The following is a 26670-nucleotide window of genomic DNA, read 5'->3' as shown; positions in this document are numbered from 1 at the left end:
ACGGTTGATCAGTTCCTGACCAGGCGCACGGCGAGCGGACCAGCTGGCATCGACAAGGCTCGGAGGCGGTCTTCGCCTCGGTTACACTGCACGCCGGTTTCCCCAGGTCTCGCTCGTCGTCCACATGCCCAGTCAAGCATCCTCCCCTTCCCCCCAGGTCGCCATCGTCGGCGGCGGTCCCGCAGGCCTGATGGCCGCGGAGGTCCTGAGCCAGGCGGGCGTACGCACGGAAGTGTTCGACGCCATGCCCTCGGTCGGCCGGAAATTCCTCCTCGCGGGCGTCGGCGGCATGAACATCACCCATGCCGAGGCCAGGGAACAATTCCTCGGCCGCTATGGCAGGCGCCAGAAGGAAATCGCCGCACTGCTCGGCGAATTCGACGCGGATGCGTTGCGCGCCTGGATCCACGGCCTGGGTATCGACACCTTCGTCGGCAGTTCCGGCCGGGTGTTCCCCTCCGACATGAAGGCCGCGCCGTTGCTCCGTGCCTGGCTCAAGCGCCTGCGCGAGCAAGGCGTGCTCATCCACACCCGCTGCCGTTGGCTGGGCTGGAACGCGGACGGTACGCTGGACATCCAGAGCGCCGCCGAGCGCCTGTCGATACGCGCCGACGCCGTGATCCTGGCGCTCGGTGGCGGCAGTTGGCAGCGCCTGGGCTCCGACGGCGCCTGGGTGCCCCTGCTGCGCGCCCGTGGCATCGAGGTCGAGCCCCTGCGGCCAAGCAATTGCGGTTTCGAGATCGACGGCTGGAGCGAGCTGTTTCGCGACAAGTTCTCCGGCGCTCCGGTCAAACCGGTGGCCATGGGACTGGCGGGCGAAACGCCGCGCCAGGGCGAATTCGTCGTGACCCGCGACGGTATCGAGGGCAGCCTGGTCTATGCCCTCTCCGCCGCCATCCGCGAACGGATCGAGGCACGGGGCTCGGCCGAAGTATGGCTGGACCTGTTGCCGAACAGGCGTCGCGAGCAGATCGAGGCAGCCCTGGCTCGCCCGCGCGGTTCCAGGTCGATGGCCAATCACCTGCGCAGCCAGTTGGGCATCGATGGGGTTCGGGCCGGCCTCCTGCGTGAACTCACCCCCGCCGCCACCTATACCGAGCCGGCCCGCCTGGCGGCGGCGATCAAGCGCCTGCCGCTGACGCTGCTGCGCCCGCGTCCGCTGGACGAAGCGATCAGCAGCGCCGGCGGCGTACGCTTCGAGGCGCTCGACCGCAACCTGATGCTCGATGGCCTGCCCGGCGTGTTCTGCGCTGGGGAAATGCTCGACTGGGAGGCGCCCACCGGCGGCTACCTGTTGACCGCCTGCTTCGCCAGCGGGCGCGTGGCCGGACTCGGCGCGCTGGCCTGGTTGCGCGGCAGGCGCTAGAGACCGGTACGCCAGCGCCTCGCTATTTGCCGGACGGCCGCTTCTTCGGCTTGCCCGCCGCACCCGCGCCGAAGCCCGGTGCCTTGCGCACCGCCTTGACCGTCGGCGCGCTGCTGTCGAACCAACTGCCCAAGTGGATCTTGCCGGGCTTGCCGACGCTCTCCGCGGCCTTGGGTTTCTTCGGCTTCTTCGGTTTCTTCAGCACCACGCCGCCCGGTGCGGTCTGCGGCACCCGGTGCTCCGGCTCGAAGTCGGGCTCCTCGCGGCGTTGCAGGGTCTGCCCGATCAGTGTTTCGATCGCCGCCAGCAGCTCCACTTCGTCGGCGCAGACCAGCGACACCGCCTGGCCGGAGGCACCGGCACGGCCGGTACGGCCGATGCGATGCACGTAGTCCTCGGCGACGATCGGCAGGTCGAAGTTGACCACCAGCGGCATTTCCTCGATATCCAGGCCACGCGCGGCCACGTCGGTGGCTACCAGCAGGTCTACCTCGCCGGCCTTGAACCGCTGCAAGGCGCGCAGCCGCGCCGGCTGCGGCTTGTCGCCATGGATCGAGTCGGCGGCGATACCCTGCCGCTGCAACAGTCCGACCAGTTCCTCGACGCTCTTGCGGGTCTTGGCGAAGACCAGCGCCTGGCGCCAGCGATTGGCCTGCAACAGGTGGCAGAACAGCTCGGCCTTGCGCTTCTTGTCCACCGGCACCAGCCATTGCCTGACGCTCTTCGCCGCGGTATTGCGCGGACTGACCTCGATGGACAGCGGGTCGCGCAGCAGTTCACGGGCCAGCGTGCGGATGGCGTCGGAGAAGGTCGCGGAAAACAGCAGGGTCTGGCGCTTGCGCGGCAGCGCGGCGAACAGTTCGTCCAGCTCGCGGGCGAAACCGAGGTCGAGCATGCGATCGGCTTCGTCCAGCACCAACGCCTGGAGCTGGGCGAACTTCACCGCGTTCTGCCGATACAGGTCGAGCAGCCGCCCGGGAGTGGCGACGAGGATATCCACTCCCTTGCGCAGCTTCATCATCTGCGGGTTGATGCTGACCCCACCGTAGGCCACCGCGGTACGCAGCGGCAGGTGCTGGCCGTAGTCGCGGACGCTGGCGTGGACCTGCTCGGCCAGTTCGCGGGTCGGAACCAGGACCAGTGCACGCACCGAGTTCGCAGCGACCTGCGGCCCCTCCAGGGTCAGCCGCTGCAGCAACGGCAGGGCGAAACCGGCGGTCTTGCCGGTGCCGGTCTGTGCTGCGGCGAGCAGGTCGCGGCCCTTGAGCGCCGGGGGTATGGCTTGGGCCTGGATCGGCGTAGGCGTGCCGTGGCCGAGCCCTTCGAGGGCCTTGAGCAGGGGGTCGAGCAGACCGAGGGAAGCGAACGTCATGAGCGACTCGGAAAAAAGGAAACGGACGGCATTCTAGCGGATTCGCCGTCTCCCATCGTCCTCTGGAGCGCGGCCGGTCAGCCCTTGAGCAGCAGTCCGCCCTCGATCGGCACGTAGCGCGACGCCGCTCGGATCAGCGCGTTGGCGGTCAGGCCAGGCACCCCGTAGGCCGTAGCCACGACGCCGTGGGCGCGGATGACCTTCTCCAGCAGCAGATCGAAGTCGCCGTCACCGGACAGCAGCACCACTTCGTCCACCCGTGGCGCGGCATCCAGTACGTCGATGGTGATGCCGACATCCCAGTCACCCTTGGCCGAGCCGTCGGCACGCTGGATGTAGGGCTTCAGCTTCACCGTGAAACCGAGGTTGCGCAGAATCTGCTGAAACTGCTGCTGACGCGGGTCGCCGCGGTCGATGGCGTAGGCATAGGCCTCGACGATGCTCCCGCCGCGAGCGATGTCTGCCCACAGGGCGGCGTAGTTGAGATGGCAGCCGTAGGCCTGGCGCACGGTGTAGTAGAGGTTCTGCACATCGGCGAAGACAGCGATCTTCTTCGCCGCGGGCGACTCGGGACGACTCAAGGGGAACTCCGGAACGACGGCAGTGGGCCACCATTATCGCAGCCCACGGCCCGCAACCCTAACGGTCAGGTGAACAAATCGTCGTCGCCGAGGAAGCTGGAGTCGTCGTTGAAGTCGCTGTCGCTGAAATCGCCATCGGCGAAACCGCCGTCGGCGGGATAGTCGCTATCGGCGAAGCGCTCGGTCGCCGGCTCAGGATCGGCAAACTGGCTGGCGTCGAGGTTATCCACCGGGACGTCCTGGATCACCTCGACGATTTCCTGCGGCTGGCTGTGGCGGAACATGCCGGTGAGCAGGTCGGCCACCAGCATCCCGCCAGCGACCCCAGCGGCCGTCTGCAGCGCACCGCCGAGAAAGCCGCTGGCCCGCGAAGGCGCGGCCGCCGCGGCGGGCGCCATACCCGGACGCATGTCGCCGGCCGCCGCCGCCGGATTGGAGAAACGCGTCTCGCCCCAGCCCGCCGGGCGCCCCGATTGGCTCGGCGCCGGCTCGTCGCGCGCGCCGCCGCCGAACAGGCCGGAGAGGAAGCCGCCGCTGCTCGGACGGCTCTGCTGCAACTGGGTGACCTGCGCCTCGAGCTCCTTCACCCGTTGGTCGAGGCGCTTCAGCGCGGCTTCCTGGATCAGCACCACCTGCGCCATGTAGTACGGCGCCGCCGGCTGCCGCACCAGGTGCTGGTTGATCTGCGCCTCGGCCTCGGCGTCACGCGGAGCGGACTGCCCCTCGGCCTCGCGCAGGCGGCTGAACAGGCCGTCGATCAGGGTTTTCTCATCGGATTTCATCGCACGCCTCGACTGCATTTCGAGAAGGAAGGATGGATTGCACCAAAGGGAAATATTGGAGCACCCTGCACGATCTCAAGTTCCTCCGGTGAATTCCCGATGAATGACGATGCCCAGCGCTCCGCACGGTCCCAGGTCGCCCTGCTGATCGTCGACCTGCAACGCGGCATGCAGCGCCACGACCTGCCGCCGCGCAACAATCCCGGCGCCGAGGCGCGCATCGTCGAACTGCTTGCCGCCTGGCGCGCCGCCGGCTGGCCGGTGGTGCACGTCCGGCACGTATCCCGGCAGCCCGGCTCGCCCTTCGCGCCCGGCCAGCCTGGCGTGGAGTTCCAGCCAGCGCTGGCGCCGCGCGACGACGAGGCGGTGTTCGAGAAGAACGTTCCCGACGCCTTCATCAACAGCGGCCTGCAACGCTGGCTCCATGTCCGCGACATCCGCCAGGTGGCGCTCGTCGGGGTAGCCACGGAGAACTCGGTGGAAGCCAGCGCACGCAGCGCCGGCAACCTCGGCTTCCAGACCTGGGTAGTGGCCGACGCCTGCTTCACCTTCGCCAAGCCCGATTTCCACGGCACCCCGCGCAGCGCCGACGAGGTGCATGCGATGGCGTTGGCCAACCTGCACGGCGAGTACGCCGTGGTTCTGCGCGCCGCCGAACTGTTGCAGCGCTTGCCGGCCTGACTGTCTGCCGGGCAACAGCGGGACAACAGGGCTGTCCGGCAGAAGACAGGCCGGTTCCGCCATATCCCCCATAAGCCATTGATTCGAAAACATGAATCCGGGATGGCACGGTTCCTTCATAGACACCGGACCACGCCCCTACCCGGAGATACCCCCGATGAGCCAAGAGCAACAGCCGATCCGCTTCGCCTACTGGGTCCCCAACGTCAGCGGCGGCCTGGTGGTGAGCAAGATCGAGCAACGCACCAGCTGGGACATCGACTACAACCGCAAGCTGGCCCAGTTGGCGGAACGCAACGGCTTCGACTACGCCCTCTCGCAGATCCGCTTCACCGCCGGCTACGGCGCCGAGTACCAGCACGAGTCGGTGGCCATCAGCCACGCCCTGCTGGCGGCCACCGAGAAGCTCAAGGTGATCGCGGCGATCCTGCCTGGCCCCTGGCATCCGGCGGTGGTGGCCAAGCAACTGGCGACGATCGACCAACTGACCAATGGCCGGGTCGCGGTGAACATCGTCAGCGGCTGGTTCAAGGGAGAGTTCACCGGCATCGGCGAACCCTGGCTGGAGCACGACGAACGCTATCGGCGCTCCGAGGAGTTCATCCGCGTGCTGAAAGGCATCTGGACCGAGGAAAACTTCACCTTCAAGGGCGATTTCTATCGTTTCCACGACTACACCCTGAAACCCAAGCCGATCCAGCAGCCGCACCCGGAAATCTTCCAGGGCGGCAGCTCGCGGGCGGCGCGGGACATGGCCTCGCGCGTGTCCGACTGGTACTTCACCAACGGCAACAGCATCGACGGCATCCGCGCCCAGGTCGAGGACATCCGCGCCAAGGCGGCGGCCAACGGCCATTCGGTCAAGGTCGGAGTGAACGCCTTCATCATTGCCCGCGACACCGAGGAGGAAGCGCGGGCGGTGCTCGACGAGATCATCGCCAAGGCCGACTACGAGGCGGTGAACGCCTTCGGCGACGCGGTGAAACAGGCCGGCAAGGCCTCGCCGGAGGGCGATGGCAACTGGGCCAAATCCACCTTCGAAGACCTGGTGCAATACAACGACGGCTTCAAGACCAACCTGATCGGCACGCCACGGCAGATCGCCGAGCGCATCGTCGCGCTGAAGGCGGCCGGGGTCGACCTGGTGCTGTCGGCCTTCCTGCACTTCCACGAAGAAGTGGAGTATTTCGGCAAGCACGTGTTGCCGCTGGTCCGCGAACTGGAGCAGGCCCAGGCTCGCGAAGCGGCCTGAACGGCAACGGCGGCCGCCAGGCGTTGGCCTCGGCGGCCGGCTGGGTTAGAGTCGCGGGCTCGTATCCGATCTGCCGACCCGCGATGAATCCTCTGCTGCCGCTGCGTGACGCCTGGTTCTTCTTCACCCGCCACCTGACCACCCTGGTGCCGCTCTGCCTGCCCTGGATATTCCTCGAAAGCCTGCTCCAGCAGCAGATCGACGAAGCCGTCGGCCCCCAGCAGATGGGCGCCTGGAGCCTGGTCGCCGGACTGCTCTTCTACCCGCTCTACACCGCAGCCCTGATCCTGTTCATGGACGCGCGCGGGCGCGACGAGCGGCCTCGCGTCGGCCAGCTGTGGAGCGCCGCGCTGCGCCTGTGGCCAGCCTTCGCGCTACTCGCGGCGCTGACTTCGCTGCTGATCGTGCTCGGCCTGTCGCTGCTGATCCTGCCGGGCATCTTCGTCATGGTGAAGCTGTCCTTCGCCGAATTCTGCCTGGTGCTGCGCGGCCGTAGTCCGCTGCAGGCGCTGCGGGAAAGCTTCGAGTTCACCCGTGGGCGATTCTTCCTGATCCTCGCCTGTTCGCTGGTGATCCTGCTGCCGGTCTGGAGCCTGGAAGCCTGGCTCGCCGATTCGGCCGGCGACGCCGTCGTGCTGCGGGTCGCCCTGCATGCGCTCAGCGGGTTCTTCCAGCTGCTGTTGACCATCGTCGCCTTCCGCATCTACAGCCTCGGTCCGGCGCCACGCAACGGGATGTGAACGGCGCCGCGCGCCGATTCGCCGCGCTGGCCTATGCTTGACGAGCCCTGCCTCGAGGAACGGACCATGAGCGACGAATCGGCCAACCCCAGCTGCATTTCCCACCTGTCCATCGGCACCAACGACTTTCCCCGTGCCCGAGCCTTCTACGACGCGGTGATGGCCGCCCTCGGCTGCAAGGTGATCCTCGAATACCCCGGCGCCGTAGCCTACGGCAAGCTCTATCCGGAGTTCTGGGTGCAGGCGCCGATCGACGGCCGTCCCGCCAGCGTCGGCAACGGCAGCCACGTCGGCTTCTTCGCCGACAGCAAGGCCCAGGTCGACGCCTTCCACGCCGCGGCCCTGGCCGCCGGCGCACGCGACGAGGGCGCGCCGGGCCCGCGTCCGCTGTACGGCGAGCCCTACTACGGGTGTTTCATCCGCGACCTCGACGGGCACAAGGTCGAGGCCTCCTACTGGGACATGAGCCAGGGCTTCGACGCCCACGACCACGCCCACTGAGCACCGTCAGGGTTGCGGCTTGAGTCCCGACAGGCGCGGCACCAGCAGCTTTTCGAAGAGACGCGGAAAGAAGCGCGCCAGCAGCCGCGCCCGCCAGTTGACGTTGGACAGCACCAGCAGGCGCCGGCGCCGCGCGGCGCCCTGGAAGATCGCCTCGGCGACCTCCACCGGCGATGCCACCTGGCTGCCCAGCACTTGCACCGGCTGGCGAGTCACCGAGCCATCGCCGACCAGCGCGTTCTTGCGCAGGTCGGCGGCGGTGAATCCCGGGCAGGCCAGGGTCACGCTGACGCCGGTGCCTTCCAGCTCCATCCGCAGGGTATCGAACAGACCGTGCAAGGCATGCTTGCTGGCGTTGTAGGCGCTGCGGTAGAGCAACGGGGCGAAGCCGGTCAGCGAACCGAGCACGACGATCTGCCCGCGCCGTTCGAGCAGGCTCGGCAGCGCCGCGCGGGTGCAATGCACGGCGCCGAAGAAGTTCACCGCCATGACCTTGCGGAAAACCCCCAGGCCGGTTTCGGCGAAGGTACCGCGGTGGGTGATGCCGGCGTTGTTGACCAGCACGTCGATGCCGCCGAAGCGCTCCACCGCCAGCGCCACGGCACGCTCCACCGCATCGGCGTCGGCGACGTCGCAGCGCAGGCCGAGCGCCTCGCCGCCGAGATGGTCGCGCAGGTGCTGGACCAAACTGTCCAGCGCCGCCTGGTCGAGGTCGAGGATCGCCAGTCGCGCACCGGCCCGGGCGAAACGCAGCGCCAGCGCGCGACCGATGCCGGAACAGCCGCCGCTGACCAGCACCACCTTGTGGCGGTAGGCCTGGCTGCTGAATACCTTGCGCGGCATGCGGTACCCTCCCGCTCGAAAAAACGCGAACCCTTGCGTCAATTCGACCTGCAAGGATGAAATGCGCGGCGGCAAGCTCTATGCTCTGGTCCTTTCCAGCATAGTCTCGATTGCGATGTCACTGCCCCGTCTACGCAACCTGCTGTTCGTCGGCCTGCTCCTGCTGGTCGGCGGTGCCCTGCTCGCCAGCTACCTGCTGAGCTGGCAACCCGCCGACCGCGAAGCCGCGCCCCTGCATTGCCAGGGCGCCGCGCCGGCGCTGAAGCCGGGGCAGGCCCTGAAGGTGATGACCTGGAACATCCAGTACCTGGCCGGCAAGCGCTACGTCTTCTGGGACGACCTGCCGGATGCCACCGGCCCGGACCAGCGCCCCACCGCCGAAGACCTGGCGTTCACCCTCGACGAGGTGGTCCGGGTGATCCGTGACGAGCAGCCGGACCTGGTCCTGCTCCAGGAGATCGACGACGGCTCCAGCGCCACCGACGATCAGGACCAACTGGCGCTGATCCAGGAGCGCATCAACGATCTCTACCATTGCAGCGCCCAGGCCTACGAGTGGAAATCGGCCTTCGTGCCGACGCCGCACATCTTCGGCAGCGTCGGCCGCAAGCAGGCCACCCTGAGCCGCTATCGCATCGATAGCGCCGAGCGGCGCCAGTTGCCGCCACGCGATGGCGGGCTGTTCGACCGCCTGTTCGGGCCGCGCCCGGCGATCCTGGTCAGCCACCTGCCGATCGACGGCGGCGGCGAGCTGGCCGTGCTCAACGCCCGCTTCGACCGCCCGCAGGCGAACGACGACACCCTCGAGCGCCAGGTCGAGACCACCCGTACGCTGCTCGACGAACTGCAGGCCAGGCGCACGCCCTGGCTGCTCGGCGGCGACCTCAACCTGCTGCCGCCCGGCCAGTATCCCTACCTGCTGGCGCCGCTGCGCGCGCCCTACCGGGAAGACAGCGAACTGGGCATCCTGAGCGGGCGCTTCCCGATGGTGCCGTCGCTGGAAGAGGCCAGTGGCGTCGACCAGGTTCGCTGGTACACGCACTTCCCCAACGACCCACGGGTCCAGGGGCCGGATCGGACCCTCGACTACCTGTTCCACAGCCCCTCGCTGACCCGTCTCGATGCCCGGGTCCGGCGCAGCGATACGCTGCAGATCTCCAACCACCTGCCGCTCGCCGCGCGCTTCCTGCTGCCCCATTGACCGGGCGCGCGCCGGGCTGGACAAGCGGCCCGGCGCGCCGCATGCTTCGCCCCCATTCATAACAACAAAAAACGGCAAGGCCGCACACCATGCCCCTACGCACCACAACGCCCCTGCTCGCGCTGCTGGCGTTCGTCCTGCTGGCCGCCCCGCAGCTCCATGCGCAGGACGCAAGGCCGTCGTTGAACGTCGGCTACTACGAATTCCCCCCCTACATCTATACCGCCCGGGATGGCCACGCCGCCGGTTCCGGCGCCCGCCTGGTCCGCCTGCTGCTGGAGCGGGCCGGCTATCGTCCGGCGTTCCGCGCCCTGCCCAGCGCGCGCCTGTACCTGGGGCTGCAGGATGGCAGCGTGGCGCTGTGGGCCGGCGCGGCCAAGCCGGAGCTGGCCGCCGACACCCTCCAGGCGCGGCGCGTGCTCGGCCACGTCAGCCTGAACCTGTACTACCCGGCGCACCATCCGGCACCGCGGGTTCCCCAGGACCTGGCCGGACGCCGGCTGATCCTGATCAGCGGCTACAGCTACTGGAAACCGGTCACCGACTTCATCCAGGACCCCAACCTGCACCTGCGCCTGTACCGCACCGGCACCCACCACGCCGCCTTGCGCATGCTCGAACTCGGGCGCGGCGACTACCTGCTCGACTACCAGGCGCCGGTGGAAGCGGCCAGCCGCCAGGCGTTGGCAAGCCAGGAACTGTACCGCCTGCCGCTGCGGATGATCGTCTCGCGCCACATTCCCGGCGCCGAAGCGCTGCGCGACCGCCTGGACCAGGCCTACGACCAGTTGCGGAGCGACGGCGCCGACCTGTCCCTGCTGTGAACCGACCCCGGAGGAGGAGCCCGATGCATACCGCCATCCCCTGCTGCACGATCAACGGCGAACAGCCCGCCCTGCGCGGACAGGTCTGCCAGTCGCTGCTGATCCAGGAATGGTGGTGGGAAGGCCGTCCGGCCGATCCGGTGAACGTGGTCTACCTGCAGTTCGAGCAACGCTGGTATCGCCTCTACTTCGAGGGCGAGACGGTGTTCTGGCGCAGCGGCGAAGCGCCGCGGCCCTGCGAGAACGACGAAGGCCCGGGCGAGTACCGCCTGCACGACCTCGGCCGGCAGCGCGGCCTGGTCGGTGTGCGCCTGCTGGCCCTGGAGTTCGTCCTCAACGGCCCGACCCTGGACAGCCACTTCGACTTCGCCGACGGCCAGCGCCTGAGTTTCCGGCACTTCCTCGACGACGACCTGACCCGGGTGCTCTGAGCGCCGTCGACTACTTACGTGGCTTGGCCCGGGCAGTGGCCTCGGCCACCAGCGGGTCGTCCGGCCAATAATGCTTCGGATAGCGTCCCTTCAGGTCCTTCCTGACTTCCGCATAGGTGCTGCGCCAGAAGTTCGCCAGGTCCTGGGTCACCTGCACCGGGCGATGCGCGGGAGACAGCAAGTGCAGCTTCACTGCCAGGCGGCCCTGGGCGATGCGCGGAGTGTCGCCGAGGCCGAACAGTTCCTGCAGGCGCACCGCGAGGATCGGCGGGGTTTCGCTGTAGTCCAGGCGGATGCGCGAGCCGGAGGGGACTTCCAGGGTTTTCGGCGCCCACTCGTCGAGACGCTGCGGTAATGGCCAGGGCAACAGCCCGGCGAGGATCGAAGCCAGGTCGAGGTTGGCGAAGTGAGCCAGGCGGGTGACCTTGCCGAGATAGGCCGGCAACCATTCCTCCAACCGTTCCAGCAACGCGGCGTCGCTGACGTCCGGCCACTCGCTCTCGCCCTTGTCTTCCAGGTCCAGCCGGCGCAGCAAGCCGATGCGCGCCTGCCACTGGCGCAGTTCCGGGGTCCAGGGCAACAACTCCAGGCCCTTGCGCCGGACCAGGCCGAGCAGCGCCTGGCTGCGCGCCGCTTCGTCGAGGCCGGGTAGCGCCTCGCTGGACAGCACCAGTTCGCCGACCCGGCGCTGGCGCTCGGCGCGCAGCACGCCTTCGCGCTCGTCCCACTGCAGCTCGTCGCGCTGGCTGACCTGCTCCGCCAGGACCGTATCGAACAACCTCGGATCGAGTTCGGCGGCCAGGTAGATCCGCTCTTCGCGCTGGCCCTGGCGGCTGCCCAGATCGGCGATCACCAGCCAGGGCTGCTTCATCAGGCTGTCCGGTTCGCCGAACTGCGCAGCGCGTCCATTGGCCAGCCGGTAGTCGCCGCCACCGGCGCGGCGCTGGCGAGCGATGCGGTCGGGATAGGCGAAGGCCAGCAGGCAACCCAGCCAACGCGGATGACCGGGATCGACGACCGCCTCGCTGGCGGCGCCGCGCAGGTAACCGCGGAACTGCCGGGCCAGTTGCCGGGCGCGCTGTACCGCGCCGCGCGAGGCGCCAGTGCGGGCCTCGCCGGCGAGCAGGGCGAGACGGCTGTGCAGGTCGGCGCCGCCGCCACGCTGTATGTCACGTTCGCCGAGCAGCGCCGCTACGTCGCAAGCCAGTTCGCCAAGGCCGAGGGCCTGGCCGCGCAGCAGCAGGTGGGCAATGCGCGGATGGGTCGGCAATTCGGCCATCGCCTGGCCATGGGCACTCAACGCGCCGCTGGCGTACAGCGCCCCCAGCCGCCCGAGCAGCTCGCGGGCCTGGGCGTAGGCCGCCGCGGGCGGCGCGTCGAGCCAGGCCAGCTCCTCCGGCGCCACGCCCCAGCGCGCCAGTTGCAGGGCCAGCCCGGCCAGATCGGCCTGGAGGATTTCCGCCGTGCCGTAGGCAGGCAACTGCTCATGCTGGCTCTCCGACCACAAGCGGTAGCATACGCCCGGCTCCAGGCGCCCTGCGCGGCCGGCACGCTGGGTAGCGGAGGCGCGGGAGATGCGCTGGGTCTCCAGGCGGGTCATGCCACTGCCCGGATCGAAGCGCGGCACCCGCGCCAGGCCGGCGTCGATCACCACCCGCACGCCGTCGATGGTCAGGCTGGTCTCGGCGATATTGGTCGCCAGCACCACCTTGCGCGTGCCCCGCGACGCCGGCTCGATGGCGGCGCGCTGGGCGGCGAGGTCGAGTTCGCCATGCAGCGGGCAGAGCAGCACCTCGGGGCGTCCGCCAAGGGCTTCGCGCAAGCCTTCGTGAACGCGGCGGATCTCGGCCTGGCCGGGAAGAAAGACCAGCACGCTGCCGCTTTCCTCCGCCAGCGCCTGGAGCACCGCCTGCTGCACCCGCGGCTCGATGAACTCGCCGGGTTGCGCCGGCCGTCCCCAGCGGATATCCACCGGGAACATGCGGCCCTCGCTGCGCACCACCGGCGCTTCGCCGAGCAGCGCCGCAAGACGCTCGCCCTCCAGGGTCGCCGACATCACCAGCACTTTCAGCGGCGGCTCGTCGCGCAACAGTTCGCGGCCATTGAGAGTCAGCGCCAGGGCCAGGTCGGCATCCAGGCTGCGCTCGTGGAATTCGTCGAAGATCACCAGGCCGACACCGTCCAGCGCCGGGTCGTCTTGCAGGCGACGGGCAAGGATACCCTCGGTGACCACTTCGATGCGGGTCTTCGGGCCGACCCTGCTCTCCAGGCGGATCCGGTAGCCGACGGTCTCGCCGACCTTTTCGCCCAGCTCGGCGGCCAGCCGCTCGGCCGCGGCCCGCGCCGCCAGGCGTCGCGGTTCGAGCATGAGGATGCGTTGGCCGGCGAGCCAGGGCTCGTCGAGCAGGGCCAGCGGCACGCGGGTGGTCTTGCCGGCGCCCGGCGGGGCTTCCAGAACGGCCTGGTGTTGTGCGCCAAGGGCCTGGCGCAGGGCGGGAACAACGGCGTCGATGGGTAGGGAAATCATGCTGGCTCCGGACTGACCGACGAAGTATACCGGCGAACCGGCAGGCGCTTTCGACGGTCTTATCGTCATCGTCGCGGCAGAAGATTGCCGAACGCTGGTCGATTGCTATAGTTCGCCGTCATGTTCACCCGGAGGTCATACATGCGCCTTGCCACCCGCGTTTCCTGTGCCGTTCTCAGTGCAGCCCTGCTGAGCCAGTTGTCGGCCTGCGGTACGCTGTTCTACCCCGAGCGACGCGGCCAGATCGACGGTCGCATCGATCCGGCCATCGTCGCCTTCGACGCCATCGGCCTGCTGTTCTATATCATCCCCGGCCTGATCGCCTTCGGCGTCGACTTCGCCACCGGCGCCATCTACCTGCCCGACGCCAAGTACTCGGTCGCCCCGGAAGTGCTCAAGGATGCCGTCGGCGCGGACGGCAAGGTCGACAACCGCAAGCTCAAGGCCATCCTCGAACGCGAGATCGGCCGTGAACTGCCGCTCGACGACCCGCGCCTCATCCGCCACAGCGGCAGCGTCGAGCAACTGGCGGCCTATGGCCTGAAGCCGGCCGCCTGATCCGCCCTCCGAGCGCGACCGTGCGTCAGTGCCCGGTCGCCGCCCGGTTGGTTTACAGTGGCGCCGTCCCTCCTGACAGAAGCGCCCCATGAGTCCCGATTCCCCCCACGCCCGCCTGCTGCGCCTGGCCACCCTGGCCTCGCTCGGTGTCGCCGTCACCCTGGTCATCGGCAAGGCCATTGCCTGGTGGCTGAGCGGTTCGGTGAGCCTGCTCGCCGGCCTCACCGACTCCCTGCTGGACAGTGCCGCCTCGCTGCTCAACCTGCTGGCGGTGCACTATTCGCTACGCCCGGCCGACGACGACCACCGCTACGGCCACGGCAAGGCCGAGGCCCTGGCCGGCCTGGCCCAGGCCATGTTCATCGGTGCCAGCGCGGTGCTGGTGGCTATCCAGGCGGTCGAGCAATTGCGCGACCCGCAGCCCCTCGGCGCGGCCACCTGGGGCATCGCGGTGATGCTGCTGTCGCTGCTGCTCACGGCCCTTCTCCTGGCCTTCCAGACCCACGTCATCCGCCGCACCGGTTCCACCGCGATACGCGCCGACTCGCTGCACTACCGCTCGGACCTGCTGCTCAACGCCAGCATCCTCGTGGCACTGCTCCTGGCCCGCTACGGCTGGCCACAGAGCGACGGCCTGTTCGGCCTGGGCATCGCCCTGTACATCCTCTGGAGCGCCCTGCAGATCGCTCGCGAGTCGGTGTCGATCCTGATGGACCGGGAACTGCCTACCGACATCAGCGAGCGCATGCGCGAACTCGCCTGCAGCGTGCCGGGAGTGCTCGGCGCGCACGACGTGCGCACGCGGATCTCCGGCAACCACTGGTTCGTCCAGTTGCACCTCGAGCTGCCCGGCGAGCTGAGCCTGTCGGTGGCCCACGCCCTGACCGACCGCGCAGTGCTGGCGATCAAGCGCGAATACCCGAAGGCCGAGGTGCTGATCCATGCCGACCCGCAGGAAGTGGTCGGCAAGGAAACCGTCAGTTGACGCTGTAGCCGCGCCCGCTCAGGCAGGCGGCCATGGCCCGGCGGTAGCCGTTGGCGACCTCGGCGGCCGGCGCGTAGGTCGCCCCCGCCGGGTCGAAGCCGCTCTCGCCCACCGCCCAGCGGTGGCACTCGTAGCGGTCGCGGCTCTGCTGGTCGGGCCCCTGGCCGCGCGCGGGGTAGGCCACCACGTCGTAGCCGGTGGCCGGCACGCTGACCGGATAACCGGGCCCCGCTGCCCGCGGCGGCGGGCTGACCACTTCGTACTCGCGGGTGTCGGCATGCCACAGGTAGTAAGTACCGGCGGCAAGGAAGTACAGCACGCTGCCCAGCCAGACCTGCTCCGCATAGGGTGGCAGGCTGCGGACGCGCACCCCGCGGGGCGGCACGACCAGCACATAGCGCGGGCCGTCGGGTCGGTACCAGTAGCCGTCGTGGAAGAAATACTCGCCGCCGCGATAGGGCACCCGCAGGTGTCCGCGCGGCAAGGCCTCCACCACCCGGCCCGGACGCCAGTCGGGATGCGGTCCCCAACTGCCGCCGTACGCTTCGCCGCGGCCAGGTCCCGGTTGTCCGTGGGCAACACCGCGCTCGCCGCCGGGTCCGCCGCGTCCCCCTCGGCCGTCGTCGGCCTGCGCCTGGACGCACAGGCTCAGCGAGAGAGCGCCCACCCCGAGCATTCGCCACCATCCACCGTTCATCGTCTGCCTCGCCCCGGGCATGGTCGCCCGGCCATGTTCGAATGATCCCGGGAACGACTTTCCGCCGTTTTCCGCCAAGGGTGGGTAAACGCCGGGTAAAGAATGGGTAAAAGCGCGGCACGGGCCGGATCGCGGGCAAAGAAAAAGGGAGGCCCGTCGACCTCCCTTCTGGGGTAACTGTCCTGGCTCGGCGCTGTTGGCGACGGCTCACCTCACTCCACCTTCTGGGCGGTGTGCAACCCGGAGGCCGGCGCAACCCTGTAGGGTCGGCGGCCACGGCTGGCCTGATTGGGCGAGCCGTGATGGACGAGATGTCCGGGCCGTGAATCTGGGTAAAAGAATACGTCGCCAGGCGCGACCAATGATTGCTAATATTGCTCACCAGAACCTTGATTGCGCAATAAATCACTCAAATTCACCTTGCCAATGGCAATCAACCTGAAAGAAATCCTCGCCATGAACAAACTCGATCGCTACGACCTGCGTATCCTCGAAGAACTCCAGCGCGACGCACGCATCTCCAACCAGGAACTGGCAGAACGGATAGGCCTGTCGCCATCGCCCTGTTCGCGACGGGTCAAGCAGCTCGAGGACGACGGCTACATCGTCCGCCAGGTAGCCTTGCTGGACCGCAAGAAGCTCGGCCTGAGCCTCACCGCCTTCGTCCTCATAGGCATGGACCGACACACCCCGGAACGCTTCGAACATTTTCAGGAAGTCATCGGCAAATGCCCGGAAGTGCTGGAGTGCAGCCTGGTCACCGGGATGGACGCGGACTACCAGTTGAAGGTCGTGGTGCCGGACATGGACCATTACCAGAAGCTCCTGCTGGGTACCCTGACGCGCATCGAGGGGGTTTCCAGCGTGCGCTCCAGCTTCGTCCTCAACCAGGTGCTGGCGAGTACCGAACTGCCGCTGGAGCACCTGCGCGATTGATCGTAGCGAGACCTGGGACATGACACGGAACAGGCGGCATGCCGTATAATCGGCAACCTGTTTCAGTTGTCATGCCCGCGTGGCCCCCGCATATAAAGAGCAGCCTGCTCGTAGAACGATAAACGCCTTGCCCGCCCCCCATGGCACGCTCCGTCCGACCGCGAGCCGGACTTCGTTTGCTTGAAAATCCGGAGGTTGCCAATGGATCCCGAACTGTTCGAAGAGTGGATGATGACCGGTCTGGTGACCGTGCTTATCCTGTTCATGGCTTTCATCGTGTGGGACCTGGCGAAGAAGTCGAAAGCCGGCAAGTTCGGAACCCTGATCCTGTTCTTCGCCCTCGGCCTGGGCGTACTGGGCTTCATCATCAAGGGCCTGGTCATCGGCAGCCTCGAAGGCGCGGGCATGTAACCCCGGCGCCACGCGCGTCATCCAACCACTCGTAATCATCCGCCGGCCCCGGCCAACGGGGCCGGCTCGCCTTGCCATTGCCTAGAACAAGGGAGTCGCCATGAACGCCGCCGACCGCGTCATGCAGAGTTATGGACGCTGCTGTGCCAGCACCGGATTCTTCGATGATTTCTACCGGCATTTCCTTGCCAGTTCCCCGCAGATTCGCGCCAAGTTCGCCACCACAGACATGACTGCGCAGAAACACCTGCTGCGTGCCGGAATCATGAACCTGGTGATGTACGCCCGCGGCATGTCCGACAGCAAGCTGCGCGCACTCGGCGCCAGCCATTCGCGCGCCGCGCTGGATATCCGCCCGGAACTCTACGACCTGTGGCTGGACGCCCTGCTGATGGCGGTCGCCGAGCACGACCGCGACTGCGACGCCGAGACCCGCGACGCCTGGCGCGACGTGATGGGTCGCGGCATCGCCGTGATCAAGTCGTACTACTGATCGTTCCGCGCCCGCTGGACGACGCCCCTCTCGTCAGTCCAGCCGCGCCGGCACTTCCCGCCATTCCCCGAGGCCCAGGCCGTCCAGGCTCCAGGGGCCGATCCGCACCCGCACCAGCCGCAGCGTCGGCAAGCCCACCGCCGCCGTCATCCGCCGTACCTGGCGATTGCGCCCCTCGCGAATCACCAGTTCCAGCCAGTGGGTCGGCACCGACTTGCGAAAACGCACCGGCGGCACCCGCTCCCACAACGTCGGCTCATCCAGCAGACGCGCCTCGGCGGGCAGCGTCGGGCCGTCGTTGAGCGTCACGCCCTCGCGCAGGCGCCGCAATTGCTCCTCGTCCGGCGTGCCTTCGACCTGCACCCAGTAGGTCTTCGGCAGCTTGTGCCGGGGGTCGGCGATGCGCGCCTGCAGGCGACCGTCGTTGGTCAGCAGCAACAGGCCCTCGCTGTCGCGGTCCAGGCGCCCGGCCGGATACACGCCCGGCACCGGGATGAAGTCCTTGAGGGTCGAGCGCCCTTGCTCGTCGTTGAACTGGGTCAGTACGTCGAACGGCTTGTTGAACAGCAGCAGCTTCGGCTCGCTCGGCGGCGCCTTGGCCACCCGGCGTGGCGCAGGGCGGACGGGATGACGCGGGGAAGGACGCGGGGGACGGGACATGACTGGAAACGAGTTGGCTTGATCGGGGTACCGGGCGGCATGCTAGGTTGTCCGAGAGCCTGACCGCAAGAGCATCCCCTCATGCCCTCCCTGCGTCCCACCTGGCTGATCAGCCTGCTGACCCTGGCCGGCTGCGCTGGCAGCGCCTATCAGGGTCCGCCTTCGGACCATTTCGACGGCGAACGTTTCCGCAATATCCAGCCGACCGCGCACAAGAGCCTGCGCGACCTGCTCAAGTGGCAGTGGAACCGCCCGCCGCAACGCCCGTGGTTCGCCCTGCCGCCGACGGCAACGCCGCCAAGGGTGAACGAGCGCGCCCGCGGCGAAGAACTGCGGGTCACCTACATCAACCACGCCACCCTGCTGATCCAGCACCGCGGCCTGAACATCCTCACCGACCCGGTCTGGTCGCAACGGGTCAGCCCGCTCGCCTTCATCGGCCCGAAGCGCCACCATCCGCCCGGGTTGACGCTCGACCAGTTGCCACCGATCGACCTGGTGCTGGTGAGCCACAACCACTACGACCACCTCGACCTGGAAACCCTGCGCCAGCTCCACCGGCGCTGGCCGACGGCCAAGGTGGTCAGCGGCCTGGGCAACGCCGGGCTGATCCGCCAGACAGGTTTCGCCGACGTCGTGGAGATCGACTGGTGGCAGGCCGTGCCGCTGGGCGCTGGCCTGACGCTGCATGGCGTACCGGTGCAGCACTGGTCGTCGCGCACCCGCAGCGACACCAACCGCACGCTCTGGCTCAGCTTCGTCATCGACTCGCCGGACGGCCCGCTGCTGTTTCCCGGCGATACCGGGCTCGGCCCGGAGTTCGGGCTGATCAACCAGCGCTTCGGGGCGATGCGTTTCGCCGCCCTGCCGATCGGCGCCTACGAGCCGCGCTGGTTCATGCGCGACCACCACATGAATCCCGACGACGCGGTGCAGGCCCATCGCACGCTGCAGGCGCAGACCAGCATGGCCATCCACTTCGGTACCTTCAATCTCACCGACGAACAGCAGGACGACCCGCCCAAGGCGCTCCAGGCGGCACTGCGCAGCCAAGGCGTGGACCCGGCGACCTTCGGCACGCCGAAACCCGGCGAGCAGTGGCGCGTCGCACCGCGCAACGTCGCTCAGGAGGCCGAGGCCACCAGGCGGGAGCAGCAGTTGCGGTAGCGCTTGCCGCTGCCGCACGGACAAGCCTGCTCGCCACGGCCGCCCAGGGCCAGCCAGCTTTCCAGGCGCGCGGCCATCCCGGCCAGGCGCTCGCGGGCCTCGTCGTCCAGGCCGGCGCGGGCCAGTTGGCGCCGCAGGCCGAGATAGTCTTCCAGCAGGACATCGCGGCTGAGCGCCTGGTACTGGTCGGCCAGCGGCACGCCTTCGTAGCGCCGCTGCGGGTCGGCCAGGAAAGCGATGGCGCCCGCCTGCGGCAGGACATTCCACAGGTTGCCGCGCGGATCGCGCCAGCAAGCGCTGAAACGCGCGCGCAGGGCCAAGCCACGCCATTCTTCCAGGATCCAGCCATCGACCCGCTCGCCGCCGAGGGCCTCGACCGCCCGCCCGACCGAGAACCACGGTTCGCCGGCCAGGCTTTCCGGCATCGGCAACGGCGCTGCCACTTCCGGCGCGGCATCGGGCACCAGGCGGCGGGCGAAGCGACGGAGCGGGTTGCTGAGATGAGTGGGGACGCTGAACGGCATGGGGATCACATCGATGGCAGGCGTGGTCGTTCCGACCGGCAGAGGGCGCCGCGGTTCCACGCAGGGCGAAGGGCCATCATTGTAGGGCCTCGGCGCCGCAAGGCGTAGAAGCGCGCCGCGGTTTCCGCACGGAAACCGCGGCGCGTCCGATCAACGGAACGGCGGCTCGTCGAAACTCCGCAGCTTGCGCGAGTGCAGCGAGTTGAGCTGGCTGCGCAACAGGTCGAGGGCGGCGATGCCGATCCGCAGGTGCTGGTTCACCGCGCGCTCGTAGAAGGCGTTGGCCGAGCCGGGCAGCTTGATCTCGCTGTGCAGCGGCTTGTCCGAGACGCACAGCAACGTGCCGTAGGGCACCCGCAGGCGGTAGCCCTGGGCGGCGATGGTGCCGCTCTCCATGTCCACCGCGATGGCCCGCGCCAGGTTGATCAGTGGCCGCTCCTGGGCCCAGCGCAGCTCCCAGTTGCGGTCGTCGTAGGTGAGCACGGTGCCGGTGCGCAAGCGTCGCTTGAGCGACTCGCCGCGCTCGCCGGTGACTTCGGCGGCGGCTTCCTGCAAGGCGACCTGGACTTCGGCCAGCGCCGGGATCGGGATGTGCGGCGGCAGCGCGCGGTCGAGGATGCCGTCGCGGCGCATGTAGGCGTGCGCCAGTACGTAGTCGCCGATGGTCTGCGACTGCCGCAGGCCGCCGCAGTGGCCGATCATCAGCCAGCAATGCGGACGCAACACCGCCAGGTGGTCGGTGATGTTCTTCGCGTTGGACGGGCCGACCCCGATGTTGACCAGGGTGATGCCGTCGCCATCGGCGGCGATCAGGTGGTAGGCCGGCATCTGGTAGCGGTGCCAGACCACCCCGGCGACGATGGCGTTGGCCTCGCCTTCGTCCATCCCGCGTTCGATGATCACGTTGCCCGGCAGGACCATGCGCACGAAGCGCGGGTCCTCGCGCAGGCGGGTCAGGCCGAGGCGGATGAACTGGTCGACGTAGCGGTGGTAGTTGGTCAGCAGGATCCACGGCTGCACGTGGCGCCAGTCGCTGCCGGTGTAGTGCACCAGGCGGCGCAGGGAGAAGTCCACCCGCGCGGCGTCGAACAGCGCCAGCGGCAACTGGTCGGCGCGTTCCCATTCGTAGAGGCCGTCGGCGATGTCGTCGGAAGCGGCGGACAGGTCGGTGCTGGGGAACACCCGCGCCAGCTCGGCGGCGGTCACCCCGGAGCCGGCCAGCTCGTCGCCCTGCTCGACCACGTAGGGATAGGGGATGTCCTGTTGGCTCGGGCCGACCTGCACCTGCACGGTGAAATCGTCCATCAGCGGACGCAACTGTTCCAGCAGGTACTTGCGGAAGGCGTCGGGGTGGGTGACGGTGACGCTGTATTCGCCCGGCACCTGGACCTTGGCGTAGGCGCGGGTGGTGGACGGCACCTCGCCCTGGCAGCGGTAGCCGATGCGCAGTTGCGGGTAGTGGAAGTTCTGCCGCTCGGCCTCGCTTGGCTCGATGCGCTCCTTGATGTAGCGCTTGAGCGCCTGGCTCAGCGCCGCGGTGGCCTGGCGGTGCAGCTCGGCAAGACGGTCGACGGCCTCCTCGGCCGTGCGGGCGACGACGAACCCGTCGTCGGAATCGATACTCATGGTGGGCTTCCTGTCGGTTCGCATGGAAAACATCTTGCCTGTACCGACAGGAAAACACAGCGCTTTTCTCCCGTTATCTCATTCGGCCAGCGCCACCACCGCCATGGTCACGGTGGCCTTGCTGAACAGGTGCCGCCGACCGTCCCGCTCGGCGAACACCTCGGCCTCGACCACCGTCACCTGGCGCCCGGCCTTGAGCACCTCGGCGCGACACAACAGGCGCTGGCAAAGCGCCGGGCGCAACAGGTTGAGCTTGAACTCCAGGGTCAGCACCGTCTGCCCCTCCTCCACCAGGGTCGCGGCGGCGGCCCCGGCGGCATGGTCGGCCAGGGTCGCCTGGACCCCGGCATGGATGAAGCCGTTCTGCTGGGCGTGGCGGGGCAGGATGTCCAGCCCCGCTTCGACCCAACCCGGCCCGCAGTCCAGCGGACGGATGCCGAGGTCGCCGACGAAACTGGCCGCGGCGAAGCCCTGCTCGACCAGCTCCCGGTAGCGCGGATGCGCCTGCATCGCGACGCGCCTCAGGTCAGGTGCGGGGTGGCGCGAGCCAACAGCGCCTCGACCTCGACGCCGCGCGGGAGGGTGCCGTAGACACGCCCGCCGTCCCCCAGGCGACTGCCGATGAAGGCGTCGGACACCGCGGAGTTGCCGGCTTCCAGCAACAGCTTGGCCTGCAGGGCGATCGCCACGTCCTCGGTGAGCTGGCGGGCGCGGTACTGGATGTCGGCGGTGTCGGCGAAGGCCGCTTTGAGGTTGCCGATGTGCGCGGCGAGACGGGCGTCGCCATGGCCGTCGCCCAGTTCGGCGAACAACGCGTCGAGCACCCCCGGCTCCTTCGACAGGGCACGCAGCACGTCCAGGCACTGCACGTTGCCGGAACCTTCCCAGATCGAGTTCACCGGGGCCTCGCGGTACAGCCGCGGCAGGATGGTTTCCTCGACGTAGCCGGCACCGCCCATGCATTCGGAGGCTTCGTTGATCATCGCCGGGGCACGCTTGCAGATCCAGTATTTGCCCACCGCGGTGACCAGGCGGGCGAACTTCTCCTCCTGCTCGTCGTGGGCACGGTCCAGGGCATGCCCCATGCGCAGGGTCAGGGCCAGCGCCGCCTCGCTTTCCAGGGCCAGGTCGGCGAGCACGTTCTGCATCAGCGGTTGCTCGGCCAGCACCCGCCCGCCGACCTTGCGGTAGGCACAGTGGTGGGCGGCCTGGGTCAACGCCTGACGCATCAGTGCGCTGGAGCCGATCATGCAGTCGAAGCGGGTCATGGCGACCATCTCGATGATGGTCGGCACGCCACGGCCCTCCTCGCCGACCATCCAGGCCAGGGCGCCGCGATACTCGATTTCGCTGGAGGCGTTCGACCAGTTGCCCAGCTTGTCCTTCAGGCGCTGGATGTAGAACTGGTTGCGGCTGCCGTCCGGCCGGTGGCGCGGCAGCAGGAAGCAGGTCAGGCCCTTGTCGGTGTAGGCCAGGGTGAGGAAGGCGTCGCACATCGGCGCCGAGCAGAACCACTTGTGCCCGACCAGTTCGTAGGCCTGCCCCGGCCCGGGAATCCCCACCGGGTAGGCCCGCGTGGTATTGGCCCGGACGTCGGTGCCGCCCTGCTTCTCGGTCATCGCCATGCCGATGGTGACGCCCGCCTTCTGCTCCATCGGCACGTTGCGCGGGTCGTACTTGCGGGAGAGGATCTTCGGCAGCCATTTCTCGGCCAGGTCCGCCTGCAGGCGAATCGCCGGCACGCTGGCGTAGGTCATGGTCAACGGGCAACCGGTGCCGGCCTCCGCCTGGCTGTGCAGGTAGGACAGCCCGGCCCGCGCCACCTGGGCGCCGGGGCGCGGGTCGGTCCAGGGCAGCGAGGGCAGTTCGTGTTCGATGGCGGCGCGCATCAGCTCGTGGTAGGCGGGGTGGAACTCCACCAGGTCGACGCGGTTGCCGTAGCGGTCGTGGCTATGGAACTCCGGCTTGTGCTGGTTGGCCAGGAAGCCGGCCGCCATCAGCGGGCCGCCGGCCAGCTCGCCGTAGCGCTGCAGGCGCTCCTCGGCCCAGCCGCCCTGGTAGCGACGCACCCACTCCTGGAGAGGCAGGTCGAGGCGGTAGAGGTTGGCACCATCCAGCGACGGTACCTGGTTGGTCACTTCGTGGGTTTCGGCGTACTGGTGCAGGTTCATGAGGGTTCCTCGCAGACAGGCGCGCCCACCGCGCGCAGGCAGAAGTTCACCAGAGCCGTACTCACCGGCTCCAGACTCGGTTCCGGCTGGCCGCTGTCGCGAGCGGCGCGCGCCGGGGGAGACAAGGGGCCGACCAGCGCCTCGGCGATGGCCCCGACCAGGCAGGCCGCGGCAAGCGGCACCAGGGAAAGCTGGAATGCGCCACTGCGCCGGCCCTCCTCGAGCAGTTCGACGAACAGTGCGGCGTAGGCCTCGCGATAGCGCAGGCGCTGCTCGTCGACTTCAGGATCCACCGGCTCGGCGATCAGGGCGAAGGCCAGCCGCTGGCTGCTCCAGGCGCGCGCGGCAAAGCGCCGCAAGCCCTCGGCCAGGCGCCAGGCGGGCGCGCCGGGACCGCGCAGGACCACGGCCAGGGCATCGACCTCACGCTGGCTGGCGCGGCGGAAGATTTCCGCCGCCAGCTCGCCCTTGCCCCGGAAGTGGCGGTACAGGCTGCCGGTGGCGATCCCCGCGTCGTCGGCCAGGGCCTGCATGGTCAGCGCGGCGAAACCGCCCTCCGCGACACGCCGCAGGCCTAGCTGGAGGATACGCTCGCGCAGCGCGGAATCGCGTTGCAGGCGGCGTTCGGTGACACGATAGACCATGACTGAATCCGGATTCACTTTTTCCCAGTGAATCACGCTTCAGGCTTTGCCTAAAGAGACATACAGGTCGCGCAGGCCGGCATTTCAGCCAGCCGCGGAAAGGCTTCAGGCGGACTTGGTGACGATCGGCTGGCACAGCAGCCAATCGTGCAGCAGGGTCTGCAACTCTTCGAACTTGACCGGCTTGGCCATGTAGTCGCTCATGCCCGCCGCCAGGCAGCGCTCGCGATCGCCGCTGTGGCTGTGGGCGGTCAACGCCAGCACCGGCAGTTCCGCGCAGCCGGGCAGCGCGCGGATCGCCCGACAGGTGGCGAAGCCGTCCATCACCGGCATCTGGCAGTCGAGCAGTACGCCGTCCGGCCGCTCGCGCGCCAGCAACTCCAGGGCCTCGCTGCCGTTGTCGGCGGTGCGCACCCGGTAGCCGAGCTTGAGCAGCATGCCGCGAGTCACCAACTGGTTGATGGCGTTGTCCTCCACCACCAGCACCGTGCACTCCTCGGGACGCCGCACCGCCTGCCCGCCGGCGCGCCGCGGCGGCGGCGCCAGGCCCTGGGCCGGCTGGGTCAGTTGCAGGCGCAGGAGGAAGCGGCTGCCCTGCCCCGGCCGGGACTCGTGGGTCAGCTCGCCGCCAAGCAGTTCCACCAGCTTGCGGCACAGCGCCAGGCCGATGCCGAGGCCTCCGTAGCCACGGGTCAACGAGCTGTCGGCCTGGACGAAACGCTGGTAGAGGTCGCTGCCGGCGGCCATGTCGAAACCGATGCCGGTGTCGATCACTTCCACCCGCAGCGCCACCCCGTCATGGGTACGCCCGGCGGCGACGCGCAGGGTCACGCTGCCCCTGGCGGTGAACTTGATCGCGTTGTCGACCAGGTAGCCCAGCGCCTGGGCCAGCTTGCCGGCATCACCTTCGAGGGTGTCCGGCAGGCTGTCGTCCAGTTGCAGGGCGAAGCGCAGGCCCTTCTCCTCGGCGCGCGGCGCGTACTGCGCGCGCAGGCTGTCGAACAGGCCGCGCAGGCTGAACGGCTCGCGGCGCGGGTAGAGCTTGCCGGCCTGCAGTTCGATGAGGGCGAGGATGTCGTTGACCATCCGCATCATGTCCCGCGCCGAACCGGCGGCGGTGCGCTGGTACTCGGCGAGTTCGACGTCCATCGGCACCGTCTGCATCAGCTCCAGCGAACCGATCACCCCGCTCATCGGGGTGCGCAGTTCGTGGGTGACGGTGGCGAGGAACTCGTCCTTCAGGCGGTTGCTGTTGGCCAGTTCCTGGTTCAGCGCTTCCAGCTTGCGGCTGGACTCCTGGAGGATTCGCGCGCGCTCCTCCTTCATTGCGTTGATCCGGTCGGCCAGTGCCAGCGACAGCAAGCCCACCTCCAGCGCCGAACCGATCTGGCTGGCATACATGGTGAGGAACATGTTCGGCAGGTAGCCGAGGACCATCAGGGTGTTGACGATGCCGCCGAGAAGGAAGGCGGTCCAGGCGATGATGAAATAGCGCGCCACGCGCATGCCGCGCAGCCAGGCGAGGATGCCGGCGGCGAAGATCAGGCCGGTGAAGGCCAGCGCCAGGTAGGTGGCCAGGCGCAGGGCCACGGCGTAGCTCATGGTCAGCGCCATCAGCATGACCAGCGCGCCGACCGCCATCAGCGCCAGCAGGCCGCGGTCGACCCACACGCTGTGGTCGCGGGTATGCAGGAAGCTGCGCGCGAACTGGCAGCCGAACAGCGCCGCCGAACCGATCAGGAATGGCGTGGCGGCGTTCGCCCACCAGGGGCTGTCGGGCCAGAAGTACTCGATGCCGGCGCCGTTCACCGAGACCTGGTAGAGCCCGAACGAAGCGATATAGAGGATGTAGTAGAGATAGCTGGTATCGCGGACGCTGAGGAAGATGAACAGGTTGTAGATCAGCATCACCAGCAGCACGCCATAGATGATGCCGAGCACATAGATGCGTTCGGGCTGCTCCTCCAGGTAGGCCTTGGGCGACCACAGGGTCAGCGGCGCCTGGATCGACCCCTGGCTTTCCAGCCGCAGGTAGACACGCTGCGGCTTGTTCGGCTCGAGGCCGAGTTCGAACAGGTAGTTGTTCTGCCGGATCGGCCGACTGGCGAACGGCAATGTGTCGCCGGTGCGCTGGGCGAGGCGGTAGCCGCCCTGGCCATCGGGCAGGTAGAGGTCGAGCTTGTCCAGCGGCGGATAGGCCAGCTCCAGCAGCCAGGTGCGCGGATCGCTGGAGGCGACCGGCCGGTAGTCCAGGTCCAGGCGCAACCAGAACACCGAGCGCGAATAGCCGGCATTGAGCACGTCCTTGTCATGGCGGCGGAAGCTGCTGTCGATGGCCCGCGAGGTGATGTCGTTGATATCGGCGCTACCGCGCACGTCCTCGAACACGTCGATGGACTGCCCCAGCGGCAGGCGCTCGACCTGCTCGTTGAAGCTCACCGCACCCGCCAGGCACGGCAACGCAAGAAGAAAGAGAATCAGCCAGTGCCGCATGATGCCCCGCAGTGCTCCTCGAACGGACCGGGAGCCCCACCTCCCTCGTCATGGTCCGCCCTTGGCGAGCGTTGTATGAATATTCGCCGAACTTTAGCACACGCCACGCCACGTCAGGCCCGGGACGTGTCACGCAGGGCCCGGGCGCGGCGCCCGAAAGGTCGTCCGCGCAGCCGCCACGAAGCGCTTTTAGTGGTAAGCTCA

27 protein-coding genes are annotated in these 26670 nt (G+C 68.4%); 14 read left to right on the top strand and 13 right to left on the bottom strand.

Features of this window, described 5'->3' with window-relative positions; translation table 11 throughout:
* The first annotated feature begins 190 nt into the window (after positions 1–190).
* A complete protein-coding gene (locus JHD77_RS27860) occupies positions 191–1366 on the top strand; it encodes a TIGR03862 family flavoprotein (RefSeq protein WP_003119225.1) in 1176 nt (391 codons plus the stop codon).
* 22 nt (positions 1367–1388) lie between these two features.
* Here JHD77_RS27860 and JHD77_RS27855 read toward each other — a convergent pair whose 3' ends face one another.
* The 3 genes from JHD77_RS27855 to JHD77_RS27845 form a co-directional block, all read right to left on the bottom strand.
* Positions 1389–2738, bottom strand: a complete 1350-nt coding sequence (locus tag JHD77_RS27855; RefSeq protein ID WP_003114319.1) for a DEAD/DEAH box helicase — start codon at positions 2736–2738, stop codon at positions 1389–1391.
* Between the two features lie 77 nt (positions 2739–2815).
* Positions 2816–3319 carry a LabA-like NYN domain-containing protein gene (locus JHD77_RS27850; RefSeq protein ID WP_003093104.1) on the bottom strand — a complete coding sequence of 168 codons (504 nt, stop codon included), beginning with the start codon at positions 3317–3319 and terminating at the stop codon, positions 2816–2818.
* Between the two features lie 65 nt (positions 3320–3384).
* Complete coding sequence (locus tag JHD77_RS27845; RefSeq protein WP_003158720.1) at positions 3385–4101, bottom strand: DUF2076 domain-containing protein; 717 nt, start codon at positions 4099–4101, stop codon at positions 3385–3387.
* Between the two features lie 99 nt (positions 4102–4200).
* Here JHD77_RS27845 and JHD77_RS27840 point away from each other — a divergent pair, with 99 nt between their 5' ends.
* The 4 genes from JHD77_RS27840 to JHD77_RS27825 all read left to right on the top strand — a co-directional run bounded on the left by JHD77_RS27840 (position 4201) and on the right by JHD77_RS27825 (position 7275).
* Positions 4201–4782: a cysteine hydrolase family protein gene (locus JHD77_RS27840; RefSeq protein WP_003106834.1), complete on the top strand. Its 582-nt coding sequence runs from the start codon at positions 4201–4203 to the stop codon at positions 4780–4782.
* Positions 4783–4939: 157 nt separating this feature from the next.
* Positions 4940–6034, top strand: a complete 1095-nt coding sequence (gene sfnG, locus JHD77_RS27835; protein ID WP_003093107.1) for a dimethylsulfone monooxygenase SfnG — start codon at positions 4940–4942, stop codon at positions 6032–6034.
* Positions 6035–6117: 83 nt separating this feature from the next.
* A complete protein-coding gene (locus tag JHD77_RS27830; protein WP_003114321.1) occupies positions 6118–6774 on the top strand; it encodes a hypothetical protein in 657 nt (218 codons plus the stop codon).
* A gap of 66 nt (positions 6775–6840) precedes the next feature.
* Complete coding sequence (locus JHD77_RS27825) at positions 6841–7275, top strand: VOC family protein (protein WP_003106829.1); 435 nt, start codon at positions 6841–6843, stop codon at positions 7273–7275.
* Between the two features lie 6 nt (positions 7276–7281).
* Here JHD77_RS27825 and JHD77_RS27820 read toward each other — a convergent pair whose 3' ends face one another.
* Entirely contained in the window at positions 7282–8118 is an 837-nt protein-coding gene (locus JHD77_RS27820; protein WP_009877019.1) for an SDR family oxidoreductase, read from the bottom strand.
* A gap of 61 nt (positions 8119–8179) precedes the next feature.
* Between JHD77_RS27820 and JHD77_RS27815 the strand changes: the two genes are divergently transcribed.
* The 3 genes from JHD77_RS27815 (at position 8180) to JHD77_RS27805 (ending at position 10574) form a co-directional block, all read left to right on the top strand.
* Positions 8180–9319, top strand: a complete 1140-nt coding sequence (locus JHD77_RS27815) for an endonuclease/exonuclease/phosphatase family protein (protein ID WP_003118267.1) — start codon at positions 8180–8182, stop codon at positions 9317–9319.
* An 89-nt stretch (positions 9320–9408) separates the two neighbouring features.
* Positions 9409–10143 carry a substrate-binding periplasmic protein gene (locus tag JHD77_RS27810; RefSeq protein ID WP_031755830.1) on the top strand — a complete coding sequence of 245 codons (735 nt, stop codon included), beginning with the start codon at positions 9409–9411 and terminating at the stop codon, positions 10141–10143.
* Positions 10144–10166: 23 nt separating this feature from the next.
* Entirely contained in the window at positions 10167–10574 is a 408-nt protein-coding gene (locus tag JHD77_RS27805) for a hypothetical protein (protein WP_003093113.1), read from the top strand.
* A 10-nt stretch (positions 10575–10584) separates the two neighbouring features.
* Here the strand turns inward: JHD77_RS27805 and hrpB are convergent, their stop codons facing one another.
* Entirely contained in the window at positions 10585–13101 is a 2517-nt protein-coding gene (gene hrpB, locus JHD77_RS27800) for an ATP-dependent helicase HrpB (protein ID WP_031755828.1), read from the bottom strand.
* A gap of 141 nt (positions 13102–13242) precedes the next feature.
* On the opposite strand from hrpB, the gene JHD77_RS27795 reads away from it, so the two are divergent.
* Together JHD77_RS27795 and fieF are read left to right on the top strand one after the other, a co-directional pair.
* Positions 13243–13659, top strand: a complete 417-nt coding sequence (locus JHD77_RS27795; RefSeq protein WP_003093116.1) for a hypothetical protein — start codon at positions 13243–13245, stop codon at positions 13657–13659.
* 88 nt (positions 13660–13747) lie between these two features.
* Positions 13748–14644: a CDF family cation-efflux transporter FieF gene (gene fieF, locus JHD77_RS27790; protein ID WP_003093118.1), complete on the top strand. Its 897-nt coding sequence runs from the start codon at positions 13748–13750 to the stop codon at positions 14642–14644.
* On the opposite strand, the gene JHD77_RS27785 is transcribed toward fieF, so the two are convergent.
* Entirely contained in the window at positions 14637–15320 is a 684-nt protein-coding gene (locus JHD77_RS27785) for a DUF6515 family protein (protein ID WP_003453952.1), read from the bottom strand. The two genes, fieF and JHD77_RS27785, sit on opposite strands and share 8 nt — an antisense overlap.
* Before the next feature lie 477 nt (positions 15321–15797).
* Here JHD77_RS27785 and JHD77_RS27780 point away from each other — a divergent pair, with 477 nt between their 5' ends.
* The 3 genes from JHD77_RS27780 (at position 15798) to JHD77_RS27770 (ending at position 17181) form a co-directional block, all read left to right on the top strand.
* Positions 15798–16277 (top strand): Lrp/AsnC family transcriptional regulator, encoded by a 480-nt coding sequence (locus tag JHD77_RS27780; protein WP_003106063.1) that lies wholly within the window; start codon positions 15798–15800, stop codon positions 16275–16277.
* 201 nt (positions 16278–16478) lie between these two features.
* Positions 16479–16688 carry a DUF2788 domain-containing protein gene (locus JHD77_RS27775; protein WP_003093125.1) on the top strand — a complete coding sequence of 70 codons (210 nt, stop codon included), beginning with the start codon at positions 16479–16481 and terminating at the stop codon, positions 16686–16688.
* A 100-nt stretch (positions 16689–16788) separates the two neighbouring features.
* On the top strand, positions 16789–17181 hold the full coding sequence (locus JHD77_RS27770; protein ID WP_003093127.1) for a globin: 393 nt from the start codon (positions 16789–16791) through the stop codon (positions 17179–17181).
* Between the two features lie 33 nt (positions 17182–17214).
* Here the strand turns inward: JHD77_RS27770 and JHD77_RS27765 are convergent, their stop codons facing one another.
* Entirely contained in the window at positions 17215–17784 is a 570-nt protein-coding gene (locus tag JHD77_RS27765; RefSeq protein WP_003114324.1) for a pseudouridine synthase, read from the bottom strand.
* Between the two features lie 138 nt (positions 17785–17922).
* On the opposite strand from JHD77_RS27765, the gene JHD77_RS27760 reads away from it, so the two are divergent.
* Positions 17923–19008, top strand: coding sequence for an MBL fold metallo-hydrolase (locus JHD77_RS27760; protein ID WP_191519402.1), 1086 nt, complete (start codon positions 17923–17925; stop codon positions 19006–19008).
* Here JHD77_RS27760 and JHD77_RS27755 read toward each other — a convergent pair.
* The 6 genes from JHD77_RS27755 to ladS all read right to left on the bottom strand — a co-directional run bounded on the left by JHD77_RS27755 (position 18966) and on the right by ladS (position 26466).
* Complete coding sequence (locus JHD77_RS27755; RefSeq protein ID WP_023102861.1) at positions 18966–19532, bottom strand: SEC-C metal-binding domain-containing protein; 567 nt, start codon at positions 19530–19532, stop codon at positions 18966–18968. The two genes, JHD77_RS27760 and JHD77_RS27755, sit on opposite strands and share 43 nt — an antisense overlap.
* Positions 19533–19682: 150 nt before the next feature.
* Positions 19683–21182, bottom strand: a complete 1500-nt coding sequence (amn, locus tag JHD77_RS27750) for an AMP nucleosidase (protein ID WP_003119204.1) — start codon at positions 21180–21182, stop codon at positions 19683–19685.
* Between the two features lie 54 nt (positions 21183–21236).
* Positions 21237–21668 carry a PaaI family thioesterase gene (locus tag JHD77_RS27745; RefSeq protein ID WP_003093139.1) on the bottom strand — a complete coding sequence of 144 codons (432 nt, stop codon included), beginning with the start codon at positions 21666–21668 and terminating at the stop codon, positions 21237–21239.
* Between the two features lie 11 nt (positions 21669–21679).
* Positions 21680–23329, bottom strand: coding sequence for an acyl-CoA dehydrogenase family protein (locus JHD77_RS27740; protein WP_023102860.1), 1650 nt, complete (start codon positions 23327–23329; stop codon positions 21680–21682).
* Positions 23326–23973 carry a TetR/AcrR family transcriptional regulator gene (locus JHD77_RS27735; RefSeq protein WP_003093144.1) on the bottom strand — a complete coding sequence of 216 codons (648 nt, stop codon included), beginning with the start codon at positions 23971–23973 and terminating at the stop codon, positions 23326–23328. The genes JHD77_RS27740 and JHD77_RS27735 overlap by 4 nt, the downstream gene beginning before the upstream one ends.
* A gap of 105 nt (positions 23974–24078) precedes the next feature.
* Positions 24079–26466, bottom strand: coding sequence for a hybrid sensor histidine kinase/response regulator LadS (ladS, locus tag JHD77_RS27730; RefSeq protein WP_003093145.1), 2388 nt, complete (start codon positions 26464–26466; stop codon positions 24079–24081).
* Positions 26467–26670: the final 204 nt, after the last annotated feature.

The organism is Pseudomonas sp. P20, assembly GCF_016463925.1.
GTDB lineage: Bacteria > Pseudomonadota > Gammaproteobacteria > Pseudomonadales > Pseudomonadaceae > Pseudomonas > Pseudomonas aeruginosa.
This window is presented reverse-complemented; position numbering and strand designations above follow the sequence as displayed.

Bases quoted from the DNA above. Each gene is read 5' to 3' on its own strand.
- JHD77_RS27860 (WP_003119225.1), top strand. From the start codon at position 191: ATGGCCGCGGAGGTCCTGAGCCAGGCGGGCGTACGCACGGAAGTGTTC.
- JHD77_RS27855 (WP_003114319.1), bottom strand. From the start codon at position 2,738: ATGACGTTCGCTTCCCTCGGTCTGCTCGACCCCCTGCTCAAGGCCCTC.
- JHD77_RS27845 (WP_003158720.1), bottom strand. From the start codon at position 4,101: ATGAAATCCGATGAGAAAACCCTGATCGACGGCCTGTTCAGCCGCCTG.
- JHD77_RS27840 (WP_003106834.1), top strand. From the start codon at position 4,201: ATGAATGACGATGCCCAGCGCTCCGCACGGTCCCAGGTCGCCCTGCTG.
- sfnG (WP_003093107.1), top strand. From the start codon at position 4,940: ATGAGCCAAGAGCAACAGCCGATCCGCTTCGCCTACTGGGTCCCCAAC.
- JHD77_RS27830 (WP_003114321.1), top strand. From the start codon at position 6,118: ATGAATCCTCTGCTGCCGCTGCGTGACGCCTGGTTCTTCTTCACCCGC.
- JHD77_RS27825 (WP_003106829.1), top strand. From the start codon at position 6,841: ATGAGCGACGAATCGGCCAACCCCAGCTGCATTTCCCACCTGTCCATC.
- JHD77_RS27820 (WP_009877019.1), bottom strand. From the start codon at position 8,118: ATGCCGCGCAAGGTATTCAGCAGCCAGGCCTACCGCCACAAGGTGGTG.
- JHD77_RS27815 (WP_003118267.1), top strand. From the start codon at position 8,180: ATGCGCGGCGGCAAGCTCTATGCTCTGGTCCTTTCCAGCATAGTCTCG.
- JHD77_RS27810 (WP_031755830.1), top strand. From the start codon at position 9,409: ATGCCCCTACGCACCACAACGCCCCTGCTCGCGCTGCTGGCGTTCGTC.
- JHD77_RS27805 (WP_003093113.1), top strand. From the start codon at position 10,167: ATGCATACCGCCATCCCCTGCTGCACGATCAACGGCGAACAGCCCGCC.
- hrpB (WP_031755828.1), bottom strand. From the start codon at position 13,101: ATGATTTCCCTACCCATCGACGCCGTTGTTCCCGCCCTGCGCCAGGCC.
- JHD77_RS27795 (WP_003093116.1), top strand. From the start codon at position 13,243: ATGCGCCTTGCCACCCGCGTTTCCTGTGCCGTTCTCAGTGCAGCCCTG.
- fieF (WP_003093118.1), top strand. From the start codon at position 13,748: ATGAGTCCCGATTCCCCCCACGCCCGCCTGCTGCGCCTGGCCACCCTG.
- JHD77_RS27785 (WP_003453952.1), bottom strand. From the start codon at position 15,320: ATGCTCGGGGTGGGCGCTCTCTCGCTGAGCCTGTGCGTCCAGGCGCAG.
- JHD77_RS27780 (WP_003106063.1), top strand. From the start codon at position 15,798: ATGAACAAACTCGATCGCTACGACCTGCGTATCCTCGAAGAACTCCAG.
- JHD77_RS27775 (WP_003093125.1), top strand. From the start codon at position 16,479: ATGGATCCCGAACTGTTCGAAGAGTGGATGATGACCGGTCTGGTGACC.
- JHD77_RS27770 (WP_003093127.1), top strand. From the start codon at position 16,789: ATGAACGCCGCCGACCGCGTCATGCAGAGTTATGGACGCTGCTGTGCC.
- JHD77_RS27760 (WP_191519402.1), top strand. From the start codon at position 17,923: ATGCCCTCCCTGCGTCCCACCTGGCTGATCAGCCTGCTGACCCTGGCC.
- JHD77_RS27755 (WP_023102861.1), bottom strand. From the start codon at position 19,532: ATGCCGTTCAGCGTCCCCACTCATCTCAGCAACCCGCTCCGTCGCTTC.
- amn (WP_003119204.1), bottom strand. From the start codon at position 21,182: ATGCGAACCGACAGGAAGCCCACCATGAGTATCGATTCCGACGACGGG.
- JHD77_RS27745 (WP_003093139.1), bottom strand. From the start codon at position 21,668: ATGCAGGCGCATCCGCGCTACCGGGAGCTGGTCGAGCAGGGCTTCGCC.
- JHD77_RS27740 (WP_023102860.1), bottom strand. From the start codon at position 23,329: ATGAACCTGCACCAGTACGCCGAAACCCACGAAGTGACCAACCAGGTA.
- JHD77_RS27735 (WP_003093144.1), bottom strand. From the start codon at position 23,973: ATGGTCTATCGTGTCACCGAACGCCGCCTGCAACGCGATTCCGCGCTG.
- ladS (WP_003093145.1), bottom strand. From the start codon at position 26,466: ATGCGGCACTGGCTGATTCTCTTTCTTCTTGCGTTGCCGTGCCTGGCG.